The sequence below is a fragment of the Pseudomonas ulcerans genome (assembly GCF_036324125.1).
Taxonomy (GTDB): Bacteria; Pseudomonadota; Gammaproteobacteria; order Pseudomonadales; family Pseudomonadaceae; genus Aquipseudomonas; species Aquipseudomonas ulcerans.
In genome coordinates, this window is record NZ_JAZDQN010000033.1 from 14,557 (window position 1) to 37,102 (window position 22,546).

The following is a 22,546-nucleotide window of genomic DNA, read 5'->3' on the forward strand; positions in this document are numbered from 1 at the left end:
GGCCTTACGAAGCAAAACCGATCAGTCCTGGCGACTGGTCACTTCCAGCAGGTGATAGCCGAACTGGGTCTTCACCGGGCCTTGCACCACATTCAGCGGCGCGCTGAACACCACGGTATCGAATTCCTTGACCATCTGGCCCGGACCGAAGGAGCCCAGGTCACCGCCCTGGCGGCTGGACGGGCAGGTGGAGTTGGCTTTGGCGACTTCGGCGAAGTCGGCACCGGCTTCGATCTGCGCCTTCAGTTCGTTGCACTTGTCTTCGCTGCTGACGAGGATGTGGCGGGCGGTGGCTCGGGCCATGGGGAAACTCCTGATAAATGAAAAGCCAGAGCCTACCGCAATTGGAGGGTGATTTCTTCTGAAACCTTGTGGGCTGTTTCCCCAACGGAGGCTTACAGGCTGTCTGCGGCGCACGCATAACCTGTAGGAGCGGGTTCACCCGCGATGACGGCGGTCAAGCCGGCATCGTCATCGCGGGTAAACCCGCTCCTACAGGGACCGCGTTTCACTTGATCGAGATCAGCCCAACGCGCGCTGCTTGCGCAGCTCGCAAGCCGCCTTGCGCAACATCGCCTCGGTGCCGTCCCAGCCCAGGCAGCCATCGGTGATCGAAACACCGTATTCCAGCGCCCCTTTGCCCAGCGCCTGGCAACCATCGAACAGATGACTCTCGATCATCACCCCCACCAGCGACCGGTCACCCGCCAGGCGCTGCTCCAGCACATCGGCGAACACCGCCGGTTGCTTCAGCGGATCCTTGCCACTGTTGGCATGGCTGCAATCCACCATGATCCGCGCCGCGATCCCGGCCTTGGCCAGCCCCTGGCGTGCCTGCTCGACACTGGCGGCATCGTAGTTCGGGCCCTTGTGCCCGCCGCGCAGGACCAGGTGGGTATCCGCATTGCCCAGGGTCTCGACGATCGCCGGATGCCCTTGCGCATCGATGCCGAAATGCCGATGCGGATGGGCCGCGCTGCGGATCGCATCGCAGGCGATGCCGACACCGCCGTCGGTGCCGTTCTTGAAGCCCACGGGCAGGCCGAGGCCGCTGACCATCTCGCGGTGGATCTGCGATTCGGTGGTGCGCGCACCGATCGCTGCCCAGCTCAGCACATCGTCGAAGTAGCCGGCCGCCATGGGCTGCAGCAGCTCGGTGGCCACCGGCAGACCGAGGCGCAGCATGTCCAGCATCAGTTGCCGGGACAGGCGCAGGCCGCCGTGCATGTCGTCGCTGCCATCCAGGTGCGGGTCGTAGGCCAGGCCTTTCCAGCCGACGGTGGTGCGGGGTTTTTCGACGTAGGCGCGCATCACCAGCAACAGCTGGTCGCCCACGCGCTGCGACAGCTCGGCCAGGCGCTCGGCGTATTCCAGGGCGGAACGGGGATCGTGCAGGGAGCAAGGGCCGACCACCACCAGCAGGCGCGGGTCTCGACCTTCGAGGATATTCTTCACCGCCTGGCGGTGTTGCTGGACCTGGGCCGTGAGGGCCGTGGAAAGGGGCAACTGCTGCTTGAGTTGCACGGGGCTGGGCAGACGCAGGCTGACGGCGGTGTTGGCTGCGGCGGTGGTGTTCAGTGGCAGTGCCTGGGTGTTCGCTTGCATGTTCGGATTCCCTGGGCGGAAGGCGGGTTTTCTGTCCCGCGCCTTCGGCCCTATCGATGTGTTCGACAGATTCGTGTGAGTGCGTCATCGCCACCTGTTGCGGACCGGTCGGAGGCGGCAGGCTGGCCCGACAGGCAGTGGCTAAATCGCCAGGCAGAGCTTTGGTAGCGGTAATAGGTGGCATGGTTCATGTGTCGATTCCTCAGTGATGTCGGTGTTTTCGGGCCCAAAACAAAACCCCCGGAGGGCTGGGCCGTCCGGGGGTTCGAGAGTTCTCGTGCGCGGCGGCCCTGTTGATGGGCGCCGGTGTGGGTATCAGCGGCGCCTGTGGCTAAACCAATACCCGAAGTAATACGGAGCGCTTGCGCCGCGAACAGCCACGCAGGCCACGGCGCGCGCGAGGCGTGCGGTGCGTTGTGCGTGGATGTGAGAGGCGTGGTGCATGGTGTGCTCCTGTTGAATGCGTTCGAGCTTACTTCAGCGTAACGACGTGTTTCAAGAAATGATTTCAATCGAAACGATCAATTTTTCCAGGGTTTGTACGAAAAGTCGCCGAGCGGCGATCAGGCAAGGCGAAAACAGGCGAGGAAGCGGAGTTGACTGGTTGTCAATGAGCATTCCGAGCCTGTTTTCAACGCAGCCTGATCGTCGCGCAGGCACTTTTCGTACAAAGCCTACCGGCGCAGGTAGGCGGTGAAGTCGATATCCCCGGCACTGAGGATCGCCTGCACGCGGTTGTGCACGTTGAGCTTGCGCAGGATCGCCGAGACGTGGGCCTTCACCGTGGTCTCGGCGATGTCCAGGTTGTAGGCGATCTGCTTGTTGGATTCACCCTTGGTCATGCGCTCCAGCACCAGCAGCTGCTTGCGGGTCAGGGCCTGCAGCAGCTCCGGGGCGAAGCCCTGGGGTTCGCTCTGGCTGCGGCGGCTGCCGCTCTTCTGGGTACGGATGATGTCCGGAGGCAGGTAGACGTTGCCGTTGAGGATCTGCTCGATGGCCTCGGTCATCTGCGAGCGCGGCGAGGATTTGGTGATGAAACCCACGGCGCCGTAGGTGATGGCCTGCAGGACGATCTGCTTGTCCTGCTCGGCGGAGACGATCACCACCGGGATGGTCGGCGCTTCGTTGCGCAGGTTGATCAGGCCACCGAGGCCGTGCATGCCGGGCATGTTCAGGTCGAGCAGGATCAGGTCGAGATCGTCGTGCTCGCCGGTCAGCGCCAGGGCGCTGTCCAGGTCGGCGGTTTCCATCACTTCACTGCCGGGGAAACCGTCGCTGATGACGTTGTGGATGGCTTCGCGAAACAGCGGATGGTCGTCGGCGATCAGAATCTTGTACATGGCTTTGCACCTTATTGTTTTTGGCGAAGACCGCAGGAACAGCGTTTGTCAGGGGAACACCTCGGGCGTGGCGGCGACCACCGGCAGGCCGGCGGCCTCCCAGGCATCCAGGCCATCACGGTACCAGTACAGCCGCGAGTAGCCCAGCGCGGTGGCGCGGCGCACGGCGTTCCAGCTCAGCCAGCAGTCGGAGCGGCAGTAGAAGACGATGGGGCGGGCGCGATCGCCGGCGCTGAGGCGGTCGAGGTGACGACTGAAATAGGTGGCCCATTGGCCGTCCAGCTGGCCGTCGCCGGTGTTGGGCAGCCAATGGCTGTGCGGCAGGTTGGCGTGGGCCTCGCTGTCGATGAAGCGGCCGTTGAGCCAGGGGCGTTTGTACACGTCGATCAGCAGGGCGTTTTCCTTGGCCAGGGCCTGCACCTGGGCGGTGTCGACGGTCTGCGCGACCTCGGCGCTGGCGGGCGTCGGGCTGCGATACAGGCCGGTACGGTAGCCGTCGGCGGAGAACAGCGGGCCATCGGCCAGGGCAGGGCTGGCGAGCAGGCCGGACAGGGCCAGGCCGAGGAGGGTGGGCAGGACGCGAGGCAGCATGGTCGGCAGTCTCATTTTTGTTATGCCGTCATTACAGGTCAGTCGCACGGCTTTGTGAATGCGACCATCGACAGCAAAAACGCTACCAAAGTAGTAGGCGGCGGGGCCGGGGAGCGCTCTAGCATGGGGCATGGCGATAACAACAAGGAACCACGCCGATGGATATCCTGCTGGTCGACGACCACCCCATGCTGCGCCTGGGACTCGGTGCGGTGCTCAGCGCCGAACTGCCCGTGCGTGAAGCCGCCTGCGGTGAAGAAGCCTTGTTGCGGGTGCAGGAACAGGTGCCAGGACTGGTCCTGATGGACTTCGACCTGCCCGGGATCAGCGGCCTGGAAACCACCCGCCGCCTGCGCCAGCGCCTGCCGCAGTTGCGCGTGCTGTTCTTCAGCGAACATACCGAGCTGGGGCTGGTGCGCCAGGCGCTCGATGCGGGGGCGTGCGGGTACCTGTCCAAGGCGGTGGCCCCGGCGACCCTGCTGGAAGCGGTGCGCCGGGTGCTGGCCGGGCATGCCTATATCGAGCAGGCCCTGGCCACGCAACTGGCGACCCAGCCGCAGCACGCGCGGCTGACCGGGTTGACCCAGCGCGAGACGGAAATCTTCCTGATGCTGGCCAAGGGCACGTCGATGCGCATGATTGCCGAGCATCTGTGCCTGAGTGGCAAGACCGTGTCGAACTACCTGACGGTGCTCAAGAGCAAGTTGCAGGTGAGTTCCCATGCGGAGCTGGTGCACCTGGCGATCGAAGCCGGGCTGTTGCGGATCGCTGCCTGATTCCTTTGGTTCCGAGCTGGATGCCGGAGCCGAGAACGCCACGCGGACCCTGTGGGAGCGGGTTCACCCGCGATGGCGTCGGTGCATTCGCCATCGCAATCGCGGGTGAACCCGCTCCCACAGGGTTTGCGGCATACACCATCAATCCCAGGTCTTCGGGCACCCCTGGCAGCCTTCCATATTGGCATCCTGGAAATTCGCATAATGCACGCGTGTACCGCGCAGGTTGGCCTTCTCCAGATTGCTCTCGCCGAACTTGGCTTCCTGCAGGTTGGCATCCGACAGGTTGGCCCCGAGCAGGTCGGCACGGCTGAGCCAGGTCATCTCCAGGTCGGCGGCCTGCAGGTTGCTGTTGTGCAGCTTGGCTCCGGACAGACGTGCGAATTCAAGGTACGCGCCACTGAGATTGGCGTCGTTGAACTTCGCCCCCTGGGCGAACAGGCCCCAGGCCTGGGTGGCGATCAGGCTGGCGCCGGTGAGGTCGGCGATGCGCAGGTTGCTCTGCTGCAGGCTGGCACGGTTGAGGTTGGCGCCCTGCAGCTGGGCTTTCTCCAGGTTGGCCAGGTCGAGGTTGGCATGGCGCAGGTCGGCGTTCTTCAGGTTGGCGCCGGCCAGGTTCATCTTGTGCATGTCCTGGTTGTTCAGGTCGGCGCCTTCGAGGTTGGCGCCCGGGCACTGGCTTTCCGGCTGGATCACGCAGCCGTTGATGACCAGCGGCTGGTCGTCGCCATCGTCGGCAATGACGGCGAAGGCGGGAGTAATGGCGAGGGTGAGCAGTAGCGGGAGGTATTTCATGGATAGCTCCTTCATGGATGCGTAACGCAGACCCTGTGGGAGCGGGTTTACCCGCGATGACAGTAGTGAACCCAACATCGCAATCGCGGGTGAACCCGCTCCCACCGGGGATGGTGTCGCTTTTCAGGCAGCAAAGGGGGCGCTCAGGCCCCCTTTGCACGGCTCAGATCAGCGCTGTGCGGTCTTGGAATCCCAGCTCGGGATCTTGAACACCCAGAACGAACCACCCTGTGCCACCGGCTTGGTCAGCTCGGCCATGTCGCCGCCCCACAGCGGAACGGCACCGCCGTAGCCGACGGTCACGCCGATGTACTGCTCGCCGTCCTGGTCCCAGGTGATGGGCGGGGAGACGATGCCGCTGCCGGTCTGGAATTTCCACAGCTCCTCGCCGGTCTTGGCGTTGAAGGCCTTGAAGTAGCCGTCGCCGGTACCGGTGAACACCAGGTTGCCCTTGGTCGCCAGTACGCCGGCCCAGAGCGGCAGGCGCTCCTTGTGTTCCCAGACCATCTTGCCGGTGGTCGGGTCCATGGCGCGCAGCGAGCCTACGTGGTCTTCATACATGCGCTTGATGCGGAAGCCCATGCCCAGGTAGGCGGAGCCTTTCTTGTAGTTGACTTCCTCGGTCCAGTATTCCTCTTTCCACTGGTTCGACGGTACGTAGAACAGGCCGGTGTCCTGGCTGTAGGCCATCGGGTTCCAGTTCTTGCCGCCGAGGAAGGGTGGCGAGACTTCCACCGGCTTGCCCTTGGTCTGGCCTGGCTCGGGTTTCGGCGGACGCTGGCCTTCGTTTTCCACCGGGCGACCGGTCTTCAGGTCGATATGGCTGGCCCAGGTAATGTTGTCGGCGAACGGGAAGGCGTTCTTCAGCTTGCCGTTGGTACGGTCGACCACATAGAAGAAGCCGTTGCGGTCGGCGTGGGCGGTGGCCTTGTACTGCTTGCCGTCCTTGTCCTTGTAGTCGAACAGCACCAGTTCGTTGTTGCCGGAGAAGTCCCAGGCATCATTCGGGGTGTGCTGGTAGAACCACTTGACCTCGCCGGTGCTCGGGTCGACGCCGACCTGGCCGGAGGTGTAGAGGCTGTCGTAGTCGTGCGGGTTGCCGTCCTTCGAGGTCCGTGCCCAGGTGTTCCACGGGCCAGGGTTGCCGGCGCCGACGATGATGGTGTTGGTCTCGGCATCGAAGCTGGCGCTCTGCCAAGGGGCACCGCCGCCGTGGCTCCAGGCCTCGACCTTGCCGGTCTCGGTGGTCGGGTCGTTCGGCCAGGACGGCGCCTTGACGTCGCCGGTCGGGGTGCTGTCCTTGCCGTTGAGGCGGCCCATGTGGCCTTCCACGAACGGACGCATCCACACTTCTTCACCGGTGTCCGGGTCGCGGGCATACAGCTGGCCGACCACGCCGAATTCGTCACCGGAGCTGCCGTGGATCAGCAGGACCTTGCCGGTCTTCTGGTCCTTGATCAGGGTCGGGGCGCCGGTCATGGTGTAGCCGGCGGAGTGATCGCCGAACTTCTTCTTCCACACCACCTTGCCGGTGTCCTTGTTCAGGGCGACGACCTGGGCATCGAGGGTGCCGAAGAAGATCTTGTCGCCGAAGATCGCCGCGCCGCGGTTGACCACGTCGCAGCAAGGGCGAATGTTGTCCGGCAGGCGATGGTTGTAGGTCCACAGGCGCTTGCCGGTCTTGGCGTCGAGGGCGAATACCCGCGAGTAGGAACCGGTGACGTAGACCACGCCGTCGCTGATGATCGCTTGCGACTCCTGTCCACGCTGCTTCTCGTCACCGAAGGAGAACGACCAGGCCGGGGTCAGCTTGAACACGTTCTTGTCGTTGACCGCAGCCAGCGGGCTCCAGCGCTGGGCGTTGGTGCCCATGCCGTACTGCAGCACGTTGTTGGTGGTCTTGTGGTCGTCGGCGATGTCTTCCCAGGTCACGGGCTTGGCCTGGGCCTGGGCCAGGCCGAAGGTTCCCACCAGCAGTACGGCCAGGGACAGTGGAGAGAGAGCGGCGGGTAACGATCTTATTGTCATGTTGGTGTTTCCCAATGGAGGTTTTGGCCTGCATAGACTGGAACGCCAGGCCCTCCCGAGATACGGAAAAACTCCCGCCCTTGCCGGGAAAACTTCCCAGGCCGGGCATGATTTGGCACTGCCCCACAAGCCCTACTACCAACGGACGAGGGCGCGACCACCAAAGCAGCATGGGGACGCCCCCGGGTGCTTCCTAAGATGGCCGGCAGAACCTTTCGCCAGAGAGGTTTTCGCGTGCAAATCGTGCAACCTGAAGTAGTCGAGGGCAAAACAATGACAAGAGTGAAGAACGCCTTGCTGGGCACCCTGTTCATGGCCGGCCTGGCCAGCACCGGGGCGGTCATGGCCCACGGCAACGTGACGCCGAGCGCGGTCAATATCGGCAACCTGGAAAAGCTCGGCGAGGAATGGCGCACCGAGAACCCTTATCGCACCGGCAAGAACCACGATGAAGCCCTGAGCATCGGTGCCTCGGCCTACAACATGAACTGCGCCGCCTGCCATGGCCTGGAAGCCAAGTCCGGCGGCATCGCTCCGGACCTGCGCATGCTCGACGAGGGTGCCAGCGGTGACGAATGGTTCGTCGAGCGGGTGCGCCACGGTTCGGTGCGCGATGGCCGCGTGTACATGCCGAAGATGGCCGACTACCTGAGCCAGGAAGCGCTCTGGGCCATCCGTACTTACCTGGACAGCGTCCACGTCGAGGAGTGAGGCCATGGGCCGGGTGCCGTTGTTGCTGATGGCGCTGTGTCTGGGCGCCCCGGCATACGCCCTGGATCCGGGCCCCGACCCGGTGCCCTCGGTGATGTGGGAGTTCTACCGTAAACAATGGATTGGCGACGAACCCTACCGCTTCGACCAGCGGGTCAAGGTCGTCGCGCCGCCGTTCGCCGAGGATGCCCGGCAAGTGCCGCTGCAGGTGGATGCCCGCGAATTGCCGGGCACCGTCAGGCGCATGCTGGTCTGGGCCGAGCTCAACCCGCTGCCACGCATCGTCGATTTCGCCCCGGGCCCCGACGTGCTGCCCTGGCTGGCGGTGCGTATCCGCATCGAGCAGGCCACGCCGCTGCGTGCCGCCGTGCAGACCGAGGATGGCGTCTGGCATGTCGGCTCGACCCTGATCGACGCCGCCGGCGGTGGCTGTACCGCGCCCAGCGTGGTGCGCAGCCAGCCCGGCTGGGAAGAGCGCCTCGGCCAGGTGCTGGGCGGGCGCTACCCGCGCGAGGACTACAGCCGCCTGCGCCTGTCGGTCTCCCATCCCATGGACAACGGCCTGCTGGCCGGAATCCCGGAATTCTTCATCGAACACGCCGAACTGTTCGACGCCGCGGGCCAGTCCCTGGCGACCCTCGAACTGTTCCCCGCCGTGAGCGAGAACCCCAGCCTGTCGTTCGACCTGCGCCGTCCGGGCCCGGTACGCCTGAGCCTGCGCGACAACAACGGCAATGCCTTCGACGCCGCCATCGAATGAGGTCCCGGATGCGTGCTTTGCTGTGCCTGTTGAGTCTTGTCAGCCTGCCGAGCCTGGCGGCGCTGGATTATCACCTGCAGCCGCGCCAGGTGGCGGCGGACACCTGGGTGCTGGAGGGCAGCACCGAGAATTTCTCCCGGGACAATGGCGGCAATATCGTCAACACCGGGTTCATCGTCAGCGAGGACGGCGTCGTGGTGATCGACAGCGGCCCTTCGCTGCGCTACGGCCAGGCCCTGCGCGAGGCCATCGCCAAGGTCACCGACAAGCCGGTGGTGCAGGTGCTGATCACCCATCATCACCCCGACCATGCCCTGGGCAACCAGGCCTTCGCCGACGTGCCGATCGGCGCCCTGGCGGGCACCCGCGAGCAGTTGGCGAAGGAGGGCGATGCCCTGGCGGAGAACATGTACCGCATGGTCGGCGACTGGATGCGTGGCACCGAGGTGCGCCTGCCCGGGCAGGAACTGGAGCCGGGGGTGAAGACCTTCGGTTCGCATCCGTTGCGCCTGCTGGCCTTCAGCGGGCACAGCGGCGCGGACCTGGCGGTGCTGGACGAGAAGACCGGCGTGCTGTTCGCCGGCGACCTGCTGTTCTACCAGCGTGCCCTGACCACGCCGCACAGTCCTGGACTGGCGCAGTGGGTCGACGACCTGCAGCGCTTGCAGGGCTTGCCCTGGCAGGTGCTGGTGCCGGGCCACGGGCCGGTGAGCCGCGACCGCGGGCCGTTCGACCAGATGGTCGATTACCTGGGCTGGCTGGATGACCTGCTGCGCGACAGCGCGGCCAACGGGCTGGACATGAACGAGGTGATCGCCACGCCGATCCCCGAACGGTTCGCGGCGGTGAACCTGAGCAAGTACGAGCTGATCCGCAGCGTGACCCACCTGTATCCGCGCTATGAGCAGGCAGCGATGGCGCGGGTGGAGCAATAGCCCGGCCCTAACCCGTTTGGACGATGCCCCCGACCCCCTCGCGCCCGACTATCCGGTCAAAGACCAACGAGAGACGGGTTGATGAATCAGGTCAAACAATGGGTGACGCATAGCGTCGAGGTCATCGCGGACTGGCTGATGGCCTGGCGCAAAGGGCTGCTGGCGCTGTTCGTGCTGCTCAGCCTGGGGCTGGGCTACAGCGCCCTGAACACGCAGCTGGACCCCGGCTTCAACAAGCAGATCCCGGTGCGCCACGCCTGGATGGTCAACTTCCTCAAGTTCAGCCAGTACTTCACCGGTGCCAACCGCTTCCTGGTCAGCGTGCACTGGAAGGGCGAGGGCGATATCTACAACCCGGAATTCCTCGACACCCTGCGCAAGGTCACCGACGACGTCTTCTTCATCTCCGGCGTCAGCCGCCCCAGCGTGACCTCGCTGTTCACCGCCAACGTGCGCTACATCGAGATCACCGAGGAAGGCTTCTTCGGCGACGTGGTGGTGCCGCCGCGCTTCAGCGGCACCCCCGAGGACCTGGCCCAGGTGCGCAGCAACGCCGCCGCCTCCGGCCAGGTCGGCCGGCTGATCGCCAACGACCTGAAGTCGGCAATGGTTCGCGCCGACCTGCAGGACCTCGATCCGCGCAGCGGCAAGCCGGTGGACTACGCGCAGATCGCGCAGAAGCTGGAAGAGGTGCGGCACAAGTATTCCAGCGACAAGATCGAGATCAACATCGTCGGCTTCGCCAAGCTGGTGGGCGACGTGGTGGAGGGCCTGACCACGGTGATCGGCTTCTTCGCCGTCGCCTTCGTCATCACCGGCCTGCTGCTGTGGCTGTACTCGCGCTCGCTGCGCCTGACCGTGGTGGCCTTGCTGGTGGCGCTGCTGCCGGTGGTCTGGCTGCTGGGCCTGCTGCCGCTGCTGGGGCTGGGCATCGACCCGATGTCGATCCTGGTGCCGTTCCTTATCTTCTCCATCGGCGTGTCCCACGCGGTGCAGATGACCAACGCCTGGAAACAGGACGTGGTGGCCGGCGCCACCTCGCTGCAGGCGGCGCGCACGGCTTTCTGCAAGATCTTCATCCCAGGCTCCCTGGCGCTGCTGATGAACGCCCTGGGCTTTGCGGTGATCATGCTGATCGACATCCCCATCGTCCACGAACTGGGGGTGACGGCCTGCATCGGCGTGATGCTGATGATCGTCACCAACAAGCTGATGTTGCCGATCATCATTTCCTGGCTGCCGCTGGAAAAGGGCCTGCTGCGCAAGGAACAGGCCGACGCCAGCGTCCGCCATGCCCTGTGGTGGCGCCTGTCCGCGCTGGCCGAGCCAAAGCCGGCCCTGGCGGTGTTCGGCCTGAGCCTGTTGCTGCTGGCGGCCGGCGCCTGGAAGGCCCGTGACCTGGCCGTGGGCGATATCGGCGCCGGCGCCCCCGAGCTGCGCGCGGACTCGCGCTACAACCAGGACAACGCGCGGATCATCGGTAGCTACTCCATCGGCCTCGATGTGCTGGCGGTGTTCGTCCAGGCCCACGGCGTGGAGGAGGGCTGCCTGAACCCCGAGGTGATGCGCGCCGTGGAAGGCTTCGATTTCCGCATGCGCGCGGTGCAGGGCGTGCAGTCGGTGCAGAGCGTGGCCGGCATGGGCAAGCGGGTGATCGCCGGCAACAACGAGGGCAACCCGCGCTGGGCGGCGATTCCCGGGTCGTCCCGCGGCCTGAGCCAGGGCGCCCGCGCCTACATGCCGGACGACGGCCTGGTCACCGATGGCTGCCAGCAGATGCAGATCCTGGTGTTCCTCGCCGACCATGAGGGCGCAACCATCAGCCACGCGATCAACGAGGCGAAACGGATCATCGCCGACGTCGCCACGCCCCACGTGGAATTCCTCCTGGCCGGCGGCAACGTCGGGGTCATGGCGGCCTCCAACGAAGCGGTGAAGCGCGCCGAGGTGATCATGCTGGCCGCGCTGTTCGGCTCGGTGGCGCTGTTCTGCTGGCTGACCTTCCTGTCCATGCGCGCGGTGCTGTGCATCCTGGTGCCGCTGGCGATCGTGGCGATCCTGTGCAATGCGCTGATGGCCATGCTCGGCATCGGCCTCAAGGTCGCGACCCTGCCGGTGATGGCCCTGGGCGTCGGGGTCGGCGTGGACTACGGCATCTACCTGTACGAGCGTATCCAGCACGAGATGGCCGCCGGCGCGAACCTGCGCGAGGCCTTCTACCAGGCCATGTGCCAACGCGGCACGGCGGCGGTGTTCACCGCGCTGACCATGTCCATCGGTGTCTGTACCTGGGCCTTCGCGCCGCTGAAGTTCCAGGCCGACATGGGCGTGCTGCTGTCGTTCATGTTCCTGGTCAACGTGCTCGGCGCGATCTTCCTGCTGCCGGCCCTGGCCGCCTGGTTCAATCGCGGGCGGCCGCTGGTAGCCCGGGAGGCGCATTCCATCGAGGTCCTGCGGGGGGAGTTCCGGCCGAAGCGACAGCCGGCCGCGCCCATCGTCGAAAAATAGGGGAGCGCCCTATTGTGGGCGTTCCGCGAGACAGCGAGACTGTGGCGCGGCTCCCCTGGAGCCCAGCCTTGCAACAAAGCAGCAGCCGAACTCATAAAAACAACAAGGGGAGGCCACGGCCTTACCCGAGCGAGGACAAGACTGTGGAGAATCCTGTACTTACCCAGGCAGGCCTGGACGCGCTGGGTCTCGACCTGGCCCACTACGATCGCCTGGTCAGCGAGGTCTACGACGGCGCCATCGATCCACGGCGCATGGCCAAGGCCCTCACCAGCTTTCGCGATCTCTACGGCGCCAACTACGTCACCCTGATCCTGCGCGTGCCGGACCAGCCGGACATGGGCCTGATGATCATCGTCGGCGATATCGAGGGCGCCGGCGAAGTCAGCTACATGACCTACCCGCAGACCCAGACCCCCTTCACCAACCTGCCCCAGGACTACGTGTTCACCGTGGACGACGTGCTCAGCCCGGAGCAATGGGAGCATTCGGCCTACTTCAAGATGTTCTGCGGTCCGCAGGACGTCTACCACGTGATGGGCGCCGACATCTCCACCCCCGACGGCGGCAAGCTGCGCCTGCGCATCACCCGGCCCAAACGCGCCCCGGCGTTCAGCCGGCATGACCGGGCGCTGTGCGCGATGTTCCTGCCGCACCTGCGCCGCGGCATGCAGATGCACAACCTGCGGGACCGCAGCGAGTCCTTGAGCGAGCTGTATTCCCAGGCCATCAGCCGCCTTTCGGTGGCGACCCTGGTCCTCGACGAAAGCGGCAGCGTGCTGCGGGTCAACCCGGTGGCCCAGGACCTGCTGGCCCAGGCCGATGGCCTGAAGCTGGTGGGCGGGCGCCTGGAAGCGACCTACCCCAGCGACAACCGCGAGCTGCAACGGCTGATCCGTACCGCCTTCTCCCCGGATGCGCCGAAGAGCGCCGAGGCCATGTCGGTGACCCGGCCGTCCGGGCAGGTCAACCTGGGCCTGGTGGTGGAGCCGATCCCGTCGCTGGACTGGGCGGAAGAGAAGGGCCAGCCGGCGGCGCTGGTGTACATCCGGGATGCGGCGAGCAAGTCGCTGGCCAGCGAGCTGGTGACCAAGCAGCTGTTCAACCTGACCAAGGCCGAGACGGCGCTGGCCATGGAACTGGCCAACGGGCTGTCGCTGGAAGAGGCGGCGGAGGAACTGAATATCCGGCGCAACACGGCGCGGGCGCACCTGCGTTCGATCTTCTCCAAGACCGGGGTCCGGCGGCAGACCGAGCTGGTGCGGATCCTGCTGAACAGCGTGGTGGCCCTGGGCAAGCCGAAGATGCCCTTGAAAGCGCCGGGCAAGGTCAAGGTGCCGCCGCCGCAACTGGCGGTGGCCAGGCGGGCCTGATTTCTAGTCCGGCTGGGGGATGTTCTGGCCTGTCCGGTCTTCGATCATGAGGGGGGGCGGCAGAACACCGCCCCTGTGGGAGCGGGTTCACCCGCGATGGCGTCGGTGGATTCACTATCGCAATCGCGGGTGAACCCGCTCCCACAGGGGCGGTGTTCTGGCTTGCCAGCGATGAATCCACCACCTCTTTCAGGGAATACCCCATGCCTACCACCGTCATCACCGGTTCCGCCTCCGGCATCGGCGCCGCCGTCGCCACTGCCCTGCGCGCCGCCGGCCACCAGGTCATCGGTATAGACCGGGCCAACGCCGAAGTCATTGCCGACCTCTCCACCCCCGAAGGCCGCGAAGCCGCCATCACCCAGGTCCTGCAGCTCAGCGACGGCGTGCTCGACGGCCTGGTCTGCTGTGCCGGCGTCGGCGTCACCGCGCCGTCCTGCGGCCTGATCGTGGCGATCAACCATTTCGGCGTCAGCCAACTGCTTGCCGGCCTCGAAGGCGCCCTGGCCCAGGGCGACGATCCCGCCGCCCTGGTTATCGGCTCGGTCGCCGCGATCCGTCCCGGCGCGGAAAACGAGGCCATGACCCAGGCCATGCTCGACAACGACGAAGCCAGCGCCCGCGAGCTCGCCGACACCCTGGCCGAACCGCAGATCGCCTACGCCTGCTCGAAATACGCCATCACCCACCACGCCCGCCGCCTGGCCGCAGCCTGGGGGCGCAAGGGCATCCGCCTCAACGTGGTCGCCCCCGGCGCGGTGGAAACCCCGCTGCACGATGCCTCGCGCAACGACCCGCGCTTCGGCCAGGCGGTGCGCGATTTCGTGGCGCCGCTGGGGCGCAATGGCCACCCGGAGGAAATCGCCGCGCTGATCGCCTTCCTGCAATCGAAGCAGGCCGGTTTCATCCACGGTGGCGTCATGTACATCGATGGCGGCATGGACGCCATGGTCCGCCCGCAACGGGTCTGAGGAGTTGCCCATGAACAAGGTTGCATTCATCACCGGCGCCAGTCGCGGCATCGGGCGCGCGGCGGCACTGGCCTTTGCCCGGGCCGGCTTCGACGTGGCGATCAGCGCGCGCACGCTGGAGGAGGGCGAGCGACACCCGCATTCCCTGCGCGACCCCAGCGGCGCACCGCTGGCCGGCAGCCTCAATGGCACCGCGGCAGCGATCCGCGACCTTGGCGGGCGGGTGCTGGTGGTGCCCATGGACCTGCTCGACAGCGACTCGGTCCTGGCCGCGTGCAAGACGGTGCTGGCCGGGTTCGGCCGCATCGACGTGCTGGTCAACAACGCCATCTACCAGGGCAGCGACCTCAACGCCGACTTTCTGAAGTTGCAGCCCGAAACCCTGGAACGCATGTTCCAGGGCTATATCCTCAACCCGTTCCTGCTCACCCGGGCAGTGGCCGAAAGCATGCTGGAGCAGGGCGGCGGCGTGGTGATCAACGTCACCTCCGGCGCTGGCGAAAGCGATCCGCCGGTGGCGGCGGAGAAAGGTGGCTGGGGCTATGCCTATGGCGCGGGCAAGGCGGCGGTGTCGCGCCTGTCCGGGATCATCGCCACCGAGCTGGGCGAGGCCGGGATACAGGCCTACACCCTCAACCCCGGCGTGGTGACCACCGAGGCGCTCAAGGCGACCATCGGCGACCAGGGCGTGATCGCCCTGCGCGCCGGCAGCGCACCGCCGGAAGTGCCGGCAGCGGTGATGCTCTGGCTGGCCACCAATCCCCACGCGCCGGCCTGGCAGAAACGCACCATCGCTGCCCAGGGCCTGGCCCGGGAAATGGGCCTGTGGGCTCCGTCCCAGCCGTGAAGCACGCTTTGTCACGACCCGCCACCTGATATTTCTGTCAGTTGTGCGGGTCGCCGTCGCTCTTTACCGTGGTTGACGTATCCACTCTCAACCATGCGGCTGTTGCGTCGACTCGACGATGGCAATGGGCTTCGTCGACCGATCCGGCCGAAGGAGCACACGGATGAAACGCAGCTGGAAAGACTTGGGCGAAGTCTGGTCGGGGCGCGATCTGCAGGAAGGCGAACGGGTCACGGTAAGCGTGTTCGACAAGTCGCTGAACGTGCTGCTGGAACAGATCAACTTTCGTCCCGAGCGCGACGAGCACCGGCCGCAGATGGTCTGGGTGGTGGATTTCTGCCGGCATATCAACGATCGCTCGGCGCTGATTCGCGCCGGGGTCGAGGATGACAGCGGCGAATGGGACATCCTCGAAAGTGGCTACCGCAACAAGTACTGGAACATCACCTCCCGCGACCTGGTGGTGTTGACCACGGTGCCGCGCAGCAACAACTGGGCGACGTCACGGCGGGTGGCGATGCATTCCACCGAGAAGCTGGCGCTGGGTACGAAGCTGCGCATGAACGTGCGCACCAGCTCCGGGGACCTGCTGGAAACCGTGTCCTTCACGGCAGCCGATCCCAAGCGCCTGACCTCGGGCCTGTGGACCAAGGACTTCTGCATCCAGATCAACAACACCAGCCACTACGTCAGGGCCGGGCGCCAGAACAACCACCTCCTGGAGCCCCACTGGGAAGACAACAGCAACTGGATCTGGATGCCGTTCAACGGCGAGTTCCTCAGCGTCACCTGGTCCAAGGACAGCCTCACCGATGCCGGCAAGATCCAGGCTGACCGCGATGCGCTGGACGGCGAGCGCATCTCCTTCTTCGCCTTCGACGATATCGCCGACAAGCCGCTGGATCGCATCACCCTGACCGCCAGCGCCAGCAAGAAGCGCCTGGGCAAGGCCCAATGGCCGGCGGACCTGGCACGGCAGATCAATGCCTCGTCGGGGCATGCCGGCGCGGGCGTGAGCTCGGGAACCACCTTCACGCCCAAGGACAGCGCCAGCGACAACGTCATCAGCCATCGCTACGCCGAATTGCGCACCTTCACCACGGCCCTGCACCTGGACAACTGGGAGGAGCAGGCCACGCTCCACGCTCGCTACGATCTGCTCGCCAAGTGGCGGATGTCGGTCACCGTATCCACCAGCGACAAAGGCAATTTCTGCGAGGCCCTGACCTTCGCACCCGACCCGGAACGGCTCAAGAGCACACAATGGCCGAAGGACCTGGCGGCCTATATCAACCAGCACAGCCTCTACCTCAAGGCGGGCGTCAAGGACACCGCGAAGAAGACCATCGTCCCCCAGGAAACGGCAGATACCAACGTGATCTGGGCGCCCAAGGGCGCGAAGCTGAAGGTGACCTACGAGATGGTCGCACCGACCCGGCTCGTCTCGCTGAAGATGGAGCGTGACATGAAGGACGGCGAGGCCTGCCGGGTGTACGTGCTTGACGACACCACGGAAGACATCCTGCGCGATATCGGTTTCGTTCCGTCCAGCAAGCGAACCGGCAGCAATCTCGGTCCCAAGGACCTGGCGCTGCGCATCAATGCGCAGACGCAGCTGGTAGCGGCCGGGTACGTCAGTGGCGATGCCGCGCCGGACCCGACCTGGGACAAGGAAAACCAGATCTATGCCTGTCACAAGAATGTGCGCGCCTTTACCACACTGCTGACCTTGGGCAACTGGGACAAGGGCGCGCAACTGGGCAAGCGCGACCTGAAGGTCAACGAGCAGGTGATCGTGCGGGTCAAGGGCAGCAAGACCGGGCGCATCTTCGAGAGCATGGTGTTCTGGCCGACGGCGGGGCGCTATGGCGTGCAATCCTGGACGCTGGACCTGTCGAAGCAGATCAATGCCCGCAGCCGGTTCATCCGCGCGGGTGAGGAAAAGCCGGAACTGTTCCTGATGGAGCCGGCGTTCAGCATGACCGGCAACCATCTGTGGACGCCGAAGGGGGCCGGCCTGGAAGTGGAACTGGAGATCATCTCCGGCATCGCCCAGGTGCTGCCGGGAATGACCAGCGAGGCCAGGCAGCTGTTCGACCAGCATGCCCAGGCGCAGCGGCTGATTACCGTGGATGCGCGGACGGGGTTGCCGACGTTGCAGATTCCGGTGGCGGAGTTGTTTGCGGATGACAGTTTGAGTGATTCGCTCAATGTGGCTTTGGTCAACGATCCGGAGCATGGAGTCAGGCTCCAGATAGGGAAGGAGAACAGGCGCCTGCCGCGGCCGGATAAATTTTCGGAGCAAGAATTCCTGATTACCCTGCGCGATGGTCGAAAGTTGAAAGTCAATAGTGCTATGGGTGCGATTAATGGCGGTGATTTCAAAGTTGAATTGATCGTCGAATGGAACGAATTTTTCAAGGAGTTAGGTACCGTTGGGTTCTCCGTTATTTATGAAGATGGATTCGTGGAGGAGTTTAGGTTCGCGTCCGAAGTTATAAGCGGACAGACCAGGGAGATACTGCGCTTGAGTCGCTGTAAATTGCCTGATGGGAAATTTCTCGAGCTTGTTTATGGTGTTTCAGGTCAGCTCGAAAAAGTAGTAACAGGGCAGGGTACTGTCCTTCAAGTCGATTGGTTCAAAATCGATGTTATGCTGGATCTGGCAGGTGCTCAGATTTATGAATATATATTGAAAAGCCTGGTTGTCTTTCCAGACGGTAATGGTGAGAAGCTCACGTATACCTTCACGAAGAGAGTAAAAAGTGATTTGATCATAAAGTTTCAGAGAGATGGCTTTTCAAGCGCAGGAAATGTGCTTTACACCATTGTTCAAGACAGAGGTGGCAGAATGATGGGGATTGATGTCGAGCGCCAGCTTGAAGTCACCGCCGGAACTGCCAAGTCCATGGAGAAAGCGCTGTATAAGGAAACTTTGCAATATGGAGCCGACGGCAAGGTCAAGCGCCACGACATTTGCCCGGGTTCAGGTATCGACGACCTTGTACACGAATGGACCTATGCCAATAACGTATCCCGATTGACGGGTTACTTCCGTACAGTCGCGCCGCGCACTGCCTTCGAACGCTATCACCGCTTCGACGGCCAGCACTCCAGTCTCGAGGATTACGGCAGCACCCGGGTGCCGATCTGTCGCAAGCACAGCCACGAGTTCGACGAGAAAAACAAGTGCCTGGTATCCAGGACCAAGGTCTGGGAGGGGGACGTCCTGGTCGAGGACCAGAGCATGAGCATCGATGGCATCGGCAACCCCATCAGTCGTACCGACAATGGTGAAACCCGCTACTACACCTATTACAACAACTACCAGCAGTTCGAAGTCATCGAGGTCGAGGAGAAGGTCCAGGACAAGGGGCTGTTCGGTATCATCTTCGGCGCGTTCGATTATGTGAATCCGATCGGCTGGGGTTTGCTCGCGGCGGGTTCCGGCGGCGTGACCTGGGGCACCTACATCAAGACCACCGTGAACATGCTGCCCGCCACTAATGACTATGCGAAAAAGGCCTTCAACCTGCCGGTGGATATCGTCCACTGCGGCAGTGACGGCACCTTCTCCGGCGATGTCGAATCCGAACTGGTCACCCGCCGGGTCAATGGCGCGGAGCATGCACAGCGGCTGACCTACTTCGGCTATGCCATGGTCAGCGGGCGCGTGCGGGTGACGAAGAAGCTCACGGTCCTGCAGCCCGATTCGATCAAGGCCGATGTCGAAGCGGAACAGCTGGCGACGGCCAAGGCCGCTGCCAAGCCCTTCCTCGACAGCCTGGACAAGCAGGCCGGGAAGGCCTCCGGTGACGAGAAGAAAGCCTATGAGCAAACCAAGGCGTCCCTGCTCAAGAGCCTTGTCGCACAAAGCAAGGAAAACAAGGAAGGCTACAAGCTGCAGACCTGGAAAGCCGCGTCGATGTTCGTCGAAACCCTGGAGTACCACACCGACGACAAGCAACCGGGTTTCGGCACGCTGAAGTCGCTCAAGACCGAGCTGTTGTCCAAGGACGGCAAGGTGATCGCCAACTCCGCCAGGACCACGACCTACGACTACACCGAGGACAGCGCCGATACCAACCGGCTGGTGATCAAGACCACGGTCTCGCGCACCGGCGAGACCGATATCGTCTCCAGCCAGACCCGCTCGCGGCTGACCGGCAGGCTGTATGAAAGCGTCGACAGCGAGGGAATCAAGACCGTCTTTACCTACGACCCCGAAGGCAACCTGACCAGCGAGACGGTCAGCAAGGACAAAACCGAGCAACGCAAGACCACCTGCACGCTGGTGAGCAAGCTGGAATGCCAGTACGACCTGGTGGAAAACGGGGTCACCTCGCGGCTGCTCCAGGATGTGCACGGGCGCCGCAAGACCCTGTTGCTCAAGCCCTCTGGTGCCACGGGCTTCCTGGAAATTCAGCACTGGGAGTACGACAAGGTCGGACGCGCGAGCAAGAGCGTCGAAACCGACTACGGCAAGGACAACAAGAAGATCTCGGAGCGCTACACCAGCTGGTCCTACGACGAGCTGAACGGTAGGGTCTCGATCAGCAATGTGCTCAAGGACGGCACCGGCAAGGAATTGAAGAAGACGTCCCAGACACTGACCCCGAATATCCGCGGAGAGACCTTCAGCCAGGGCACGTTCAGCGTGGACCGCCAGTTCAACCCCAATCGCAGTTATCTCATCGAGCATTACAGGAACGGCTCGGAGAACAGTTGCAAGATCGAACGCACGGTGGCCGACGACGGTCTGCTGAAATCGGTGCGCTATCTGAAGATCGACAAGTCCGGCAAGGAAACCGAGCACGACAAGGTCACTTACGAGTACGACCAATATGCACAACTGAGCAAAGCCAGCCCGAAACAGGGTGCGGAATCCTCCTATACCTACGACTGCGTGGGTCGCCTTGTCTCCACCACCCGCGAGGGAGTGACCCTGCGCAATGGCTACGACCCTGCATCCCTGGCACCGGTTGCAAGCACTGGTCAGGTCAACGGCGGCACCTTCCCATTGGTGCTGGGTCAGCAAACCGTCGACATGCTGGGCCGGGTCAGCAGTCAGACCGTGAACAAGTCAGCTACGCAATTCAGTTACACCGGAGGCTCCAGGCGATCCACCCTGAAGAGCCCGGGCAGCGCGCCCAAGGCCCTCAAGGGATATAGCAGCAGCGCGGACGAAAAGACTCGTACTCATACGCAGACGGTCACCGTGGACAGTACTGAACTGGCATCGACACTGGTTTTCAGCACCAGCGGTCGGCTGCTGTCATTCAAGGATCTGAGCGGATCCACCACCGCGTATGAATACGACTTCTTCAATCGTGTGATTCGCTCGACCAGTGACCATTGCGAGTGCCATTTCACCTATGGCGACAACGGACTGTTGAGCAGTGAAAGCATCAAGGCGCTGAAGGCCGGCAACCTTATCATGAAGGTTGCCTACAGCTACGACGAACTGGGCCAGGAGATCAAGCGCACCTTCACCTGCGAGGGAGTGGATACTCTGAGTCTTGAAAGAGCGTTGCGCGCCGACGGCCGGCTCGCCAAGAGCACCTTGAAGAAGGCGGGTAAGGACCAGTTCTCGGATTCCTACGAATACGATGAGTGCCTGCGTTTGAAGGAGGCCAGCGGTGGTCCAGAGCACGACCGGTTTGCTTACGACATGCTGGGTAACATGATCAATGGGGACTCCCGGGCGTTCTGGTATGACGAAGGCACTGGCTTGCTGGGCACCGTGAAGGATATTCCGGTAGGTACCCAGCGGCCCGTCGGAACTGTATACACACCCAATAGCCACGATGCGTCCGGGCGTCTGACCGACGATGGCAAGCGCAAGATCAGCTATCACGGCAACGGTCAGATCGATACCTATTCTCGTAACAACGACCCCACCCCCTACACCTTCAGCTATGACAGTGAAGGTCGCGTGCGCGGCGGAACCATAGGCAAGAAGAGCGACACCTATTTCTATCGCGGCGAGTGCGTGTACGCGCTGAAGCAAAGCGACAGTGCAAAGACCGAAGGTTTCGCCAAGCGCACCATGATCTTGCGTAACGAAAGCCGGGCCTGCTTGCTGCAGGATTCTGAAACCGACGGTAAGTCCAGTCGCTCCTTCGAGTTGCGTGATGCCAACGGTACGGTCTTCGCGAGTGTCGATCTTGCTTCGAAAGCCATCGTGCTGTTTCGCTATTCTCCCTACGGCAGGCGTTACGCCGGATACAAGCCCGAGAACTGGCTCGGCTTCAAGGGCGAGCCATTGAACAGCCTGGGCTTCTATTACCTGGGCAACGGCTACCGTGCCTACGACCCGGCCTGGGGGCGCTTCCTGACGCGAGACAGCCTGAGCCCCTTCGGCGTTGGCGGCGCCGCAGGCTACGTCTACTGCAACGGCGACCCGATCAATAACCACGACCCCAGCGGCCATCAGACCGTTGCCCAATACGAACGCTGGGGCACCACCCCCTTCATCCATACCACCGCCTTCCGCATCACGGTCGGGGCGCTCGGTGTACTGCTGGCACCCTTTACCGCCGGGACATCGATCCTGCTGGCGGTCGCTACCACGGCGCTGGCAGCCGTCTCCTTTGCCCTCGACGTGGCCTCGATCATCCTTTCGGAAAGCGACCCCGAGCTGGCCCGCACCCTGGAAACCTGGGGTCAGGCTTTCGCCATCGCCAGCGCAGCGGCGGGGATCTCCATGAGCTTGAACAGCATCAAGGGAGTGCCGCGCAATATGCTCAAGGTGCGTGGTGGCCTGCCGGGGCCCCAGCCGACAAAGCTGATAAGAGCGCCCGCCGAGCTGCGTCATGCCCAGCAGGTCCGTTCCAAAGCGCTGTCCGGATTGATCCGCGGTGCCGAAGAAGCCAAGGCTGCCGGTACCTACGATGTGTTCAAGGCCAGGTACTTCCACCCAGAGCCCGGCTCGGTGAATGCGTCGGTGCCGGCGGGTGGCAGCGGTACGCGGCTGACCCAGCGTGCCGGCAATACGGCGAAAAACCTGGTCACGGGGATAATCACCCAGGTCGACGCTTCGGTGGCGGACGCGCTAGGAACTTTGCTGGATCTGCATGCCGGTCCGAACACCCTGGTGCAGAAATTCCTCTCTCCACCGCCGGGGGAAACCACCATTGTCTCCATCGTCGCCGGCCCCATCGCCGGACGCGAGAAGCTGTTCCCGTAGTGCAAGCGGGCGAGGGCTGTCTGGCGGCCCTCGCCGTTCTGCTGCGACCACTGGATACCCAGCCACCTGATATTTCTGTCAGTTGTCCGAGATGTCCTGCCTCACTACCGTTATCTC

Annotated in this window: 15 protein-coding genes; 9 read left to right on the plus strand and 6 right to left on the minus strand. The window is 63.8% G+C overall.

Annotated features, from left to right (window positions below; translation table 11 throughout):
* Positions 1-21: 21 nt before the first annotated feature.
* From V0R59_RS23585 to V0R59_RS23600, 4 genes are all read right to left on the minus strand, one after another.
* Positions 22-303: a peptidylprolyl isomerase gene (locus V0R59_RS23585; protein ID WP_042125162.1), complete on the minus strand. Its 282-nt coding sequence runs from the start codon at positions 301-303 to the stop codon at positions 22-24.
* A gap of 219 nt (positions 304-522) precedes the next feature.
* Positions 523-1,605, minus strand: coding sequence for a 3-deoxy-7-phosphoheptulonate synthase (locus V0R59_RS23590; RefSeq protein WP_330078258.1), 1,083 nt, complete (start codon positions 1,603-1,605; stop codon positions 523-525).
* Between the two features lie 674 nt (positions 1,606-2,279).
* Positions 2,280-2,945, minus strand: coding sequence for a response regulator transcription factor (locus V0R59_RS23595; protein WP_316922604.1), 666 nt, complete (start codon positions 2,943-2,945; stop codon positions 2,280-2,282).
* 48 nt (positions 2,946-2,993) lie between these two features.
* Positions 2,994-3,536, minus strand: a complete 543-nt coding sequence (locus tag V0R59_RS23600; protein WP_330078257.1) for a PQQ-dependent catabolism-associated CXXCW motif protein — start codon at positions 3,534-3,536, stop codon at positions 2,994-2,996.
* A 158-nt stretch (positions 3,537-3,694) separates the two neighbouring features.
* Here V0R59_RS23600 and V0R59_RS23605 point away from each other — a divergent pair, with 158 nt between their 5' ends.
* The gene (locus tag V0R59_RS23605; RefSeq protein WP_330078256.1) at positions 3,695-4,312 is read left to right on the plus strand and encodes a response regulator transcription factor; all 618 of its coding nucleotides are present in this window, start codon (positions 3,695-3,697) and stop codon (positions 4,310-4,312) included.
* Between the two features lie 141 nt (positions 4,313-4,453).
* Here the strand turns inward: V0R59_RS23605 and V0R59_RS23610 are convergent, their stop codons facing one another.
* Both V0R59_RS23610 and exaA read right to left on the minus strand, forming a co-directional pair.
* The gene (locus tag V0R59_RS23610; protein WP_330077652.1) at positions 4,454-5,107 is read right to left on the minus strand and encodes a pentapeptide repeat-containing protein; all 654 of its coding nucleotides are present in this window, start codon (positions 5,105-5,107) and stop codon (positions 4,454-4,456) included.
* A 168-nt stretch (positions 5,108-5,275) separates the two neighbouring features.
* Entirely contained in the window at positions 5,276-7,135 is a 1,860-nt protein-coding gene (gene exaA, locus V0R59_RS23615) for a quinoprotein ethanol dehydrogenase (protein ID WP_330077651.1), read from the minus strand.
* A gap of 273 nt (positions 7,136-7,408) precedes the next feature.
* On the opposite strand from exaA, the gene pedF reads away from it, so the two are divergent.
* From pedF to V0R59_RS23655, 8 genes are all read left to right on the plus strand, one after another.
* Positions 7,409-7,846 carry a cytochrome c-550 PedF gene (gene pedF, locus V0R59_RS23620; protein ID WP_330077650.1) on the plus strand — a complete coding sequence of 146 codons (438 nt, stop codon included), beginning with the start codon at positions 7,409-7,411 and terminating at the stop codon, positions 7,844-7,846.
* A 4-nt stretch (positions 7,847-7,850) separates the two neighbouring features.
* Entirely contained in the window at positions 7,851-8,606 is a 756-nt protein-coding gene (locus tag V0R59_RS23625; protein WP_330077649.1) for a quinoprotein dehydrogenase-associated SoxYZ-like carrier, read from the plus strand.
* Between the two features lie 8 nt (positions 8,607-8,614).
* The gene (locus tag V0R59_RS23630; RefSeq protein WP_330077648.1) at positions 8,615-9,541 is read left to right on the plus strand and encodes a quinoprotein relay system zinc metallohydrolase 1; all 927 of its coding nucleotides are present in this window, start codon (positions 8,615-8,617) and stop codon (positions 9,539-9,541) included.
* An 81-nt stretch (positions 9,542-9,622) separates the two neighbouring features.
* The gene (locus V0R59_RS23635; protein ID WP_330077647.1) at positions 9,623-12,049 is read left to right on the plus strand and encodes an efflux RND transporter permease subunit; all 2,427 of its coding nucleotides are present in this window, start codon (positions 9,623-9,625) and stop codon (positions 12,047-12,049) included.
* Between the two features lie 143 nt (positions 12,050-12,192).
* Positions 12,193-13,422, plus strand: coding sequence for a helix-turn-helix transcriptional regulator (locus tag V0R59_RS23640; protein WP_330077646.1), 1,230 nt, complete (start codon positions 12,193-12,195; stop codon positions 13,420-13,422).
* A gap of 203 nt (positions 13,423-13,625) precedes the next feature.
* Positions 13,626-14,393, plus strand: a complete 768-nt coding sequence (locus V0R59_RS23645; RefSeq protein ID WP_330077645.1) for an SDR family oxidoreductase — start codon at positions 13,626-13,628, stop codon at positions 14,391-14,393.
* Positions 14,394-14,403: 10 nt separating this feature from the next.
* Complete coding sequence (locus V0R59_RS23650) at positions 14,404-15,240, plus strand: SDR family NAD(P)-dependent oxidoreductase (RefSeq protein ID WP_330077644.1); 837 nt, start codon at positions 14,404-14,406, stop codon at positions 15,238-15,240.
* Positions 15,241-15,403: 163 nt separating this feature from the next.
* A complete protein-coding gene (locus V0R59_RS23655) occupies positions 15,404-22,429 on the plus strand; it encodes an RHS repeat-associated core domain-containing protein (protein ID WP_330077643.1) in 7,026 nt (2,341 codons plus the stop codon).
* Positions 22,430-22,546 lie beyond the last annotated feature (117 nt).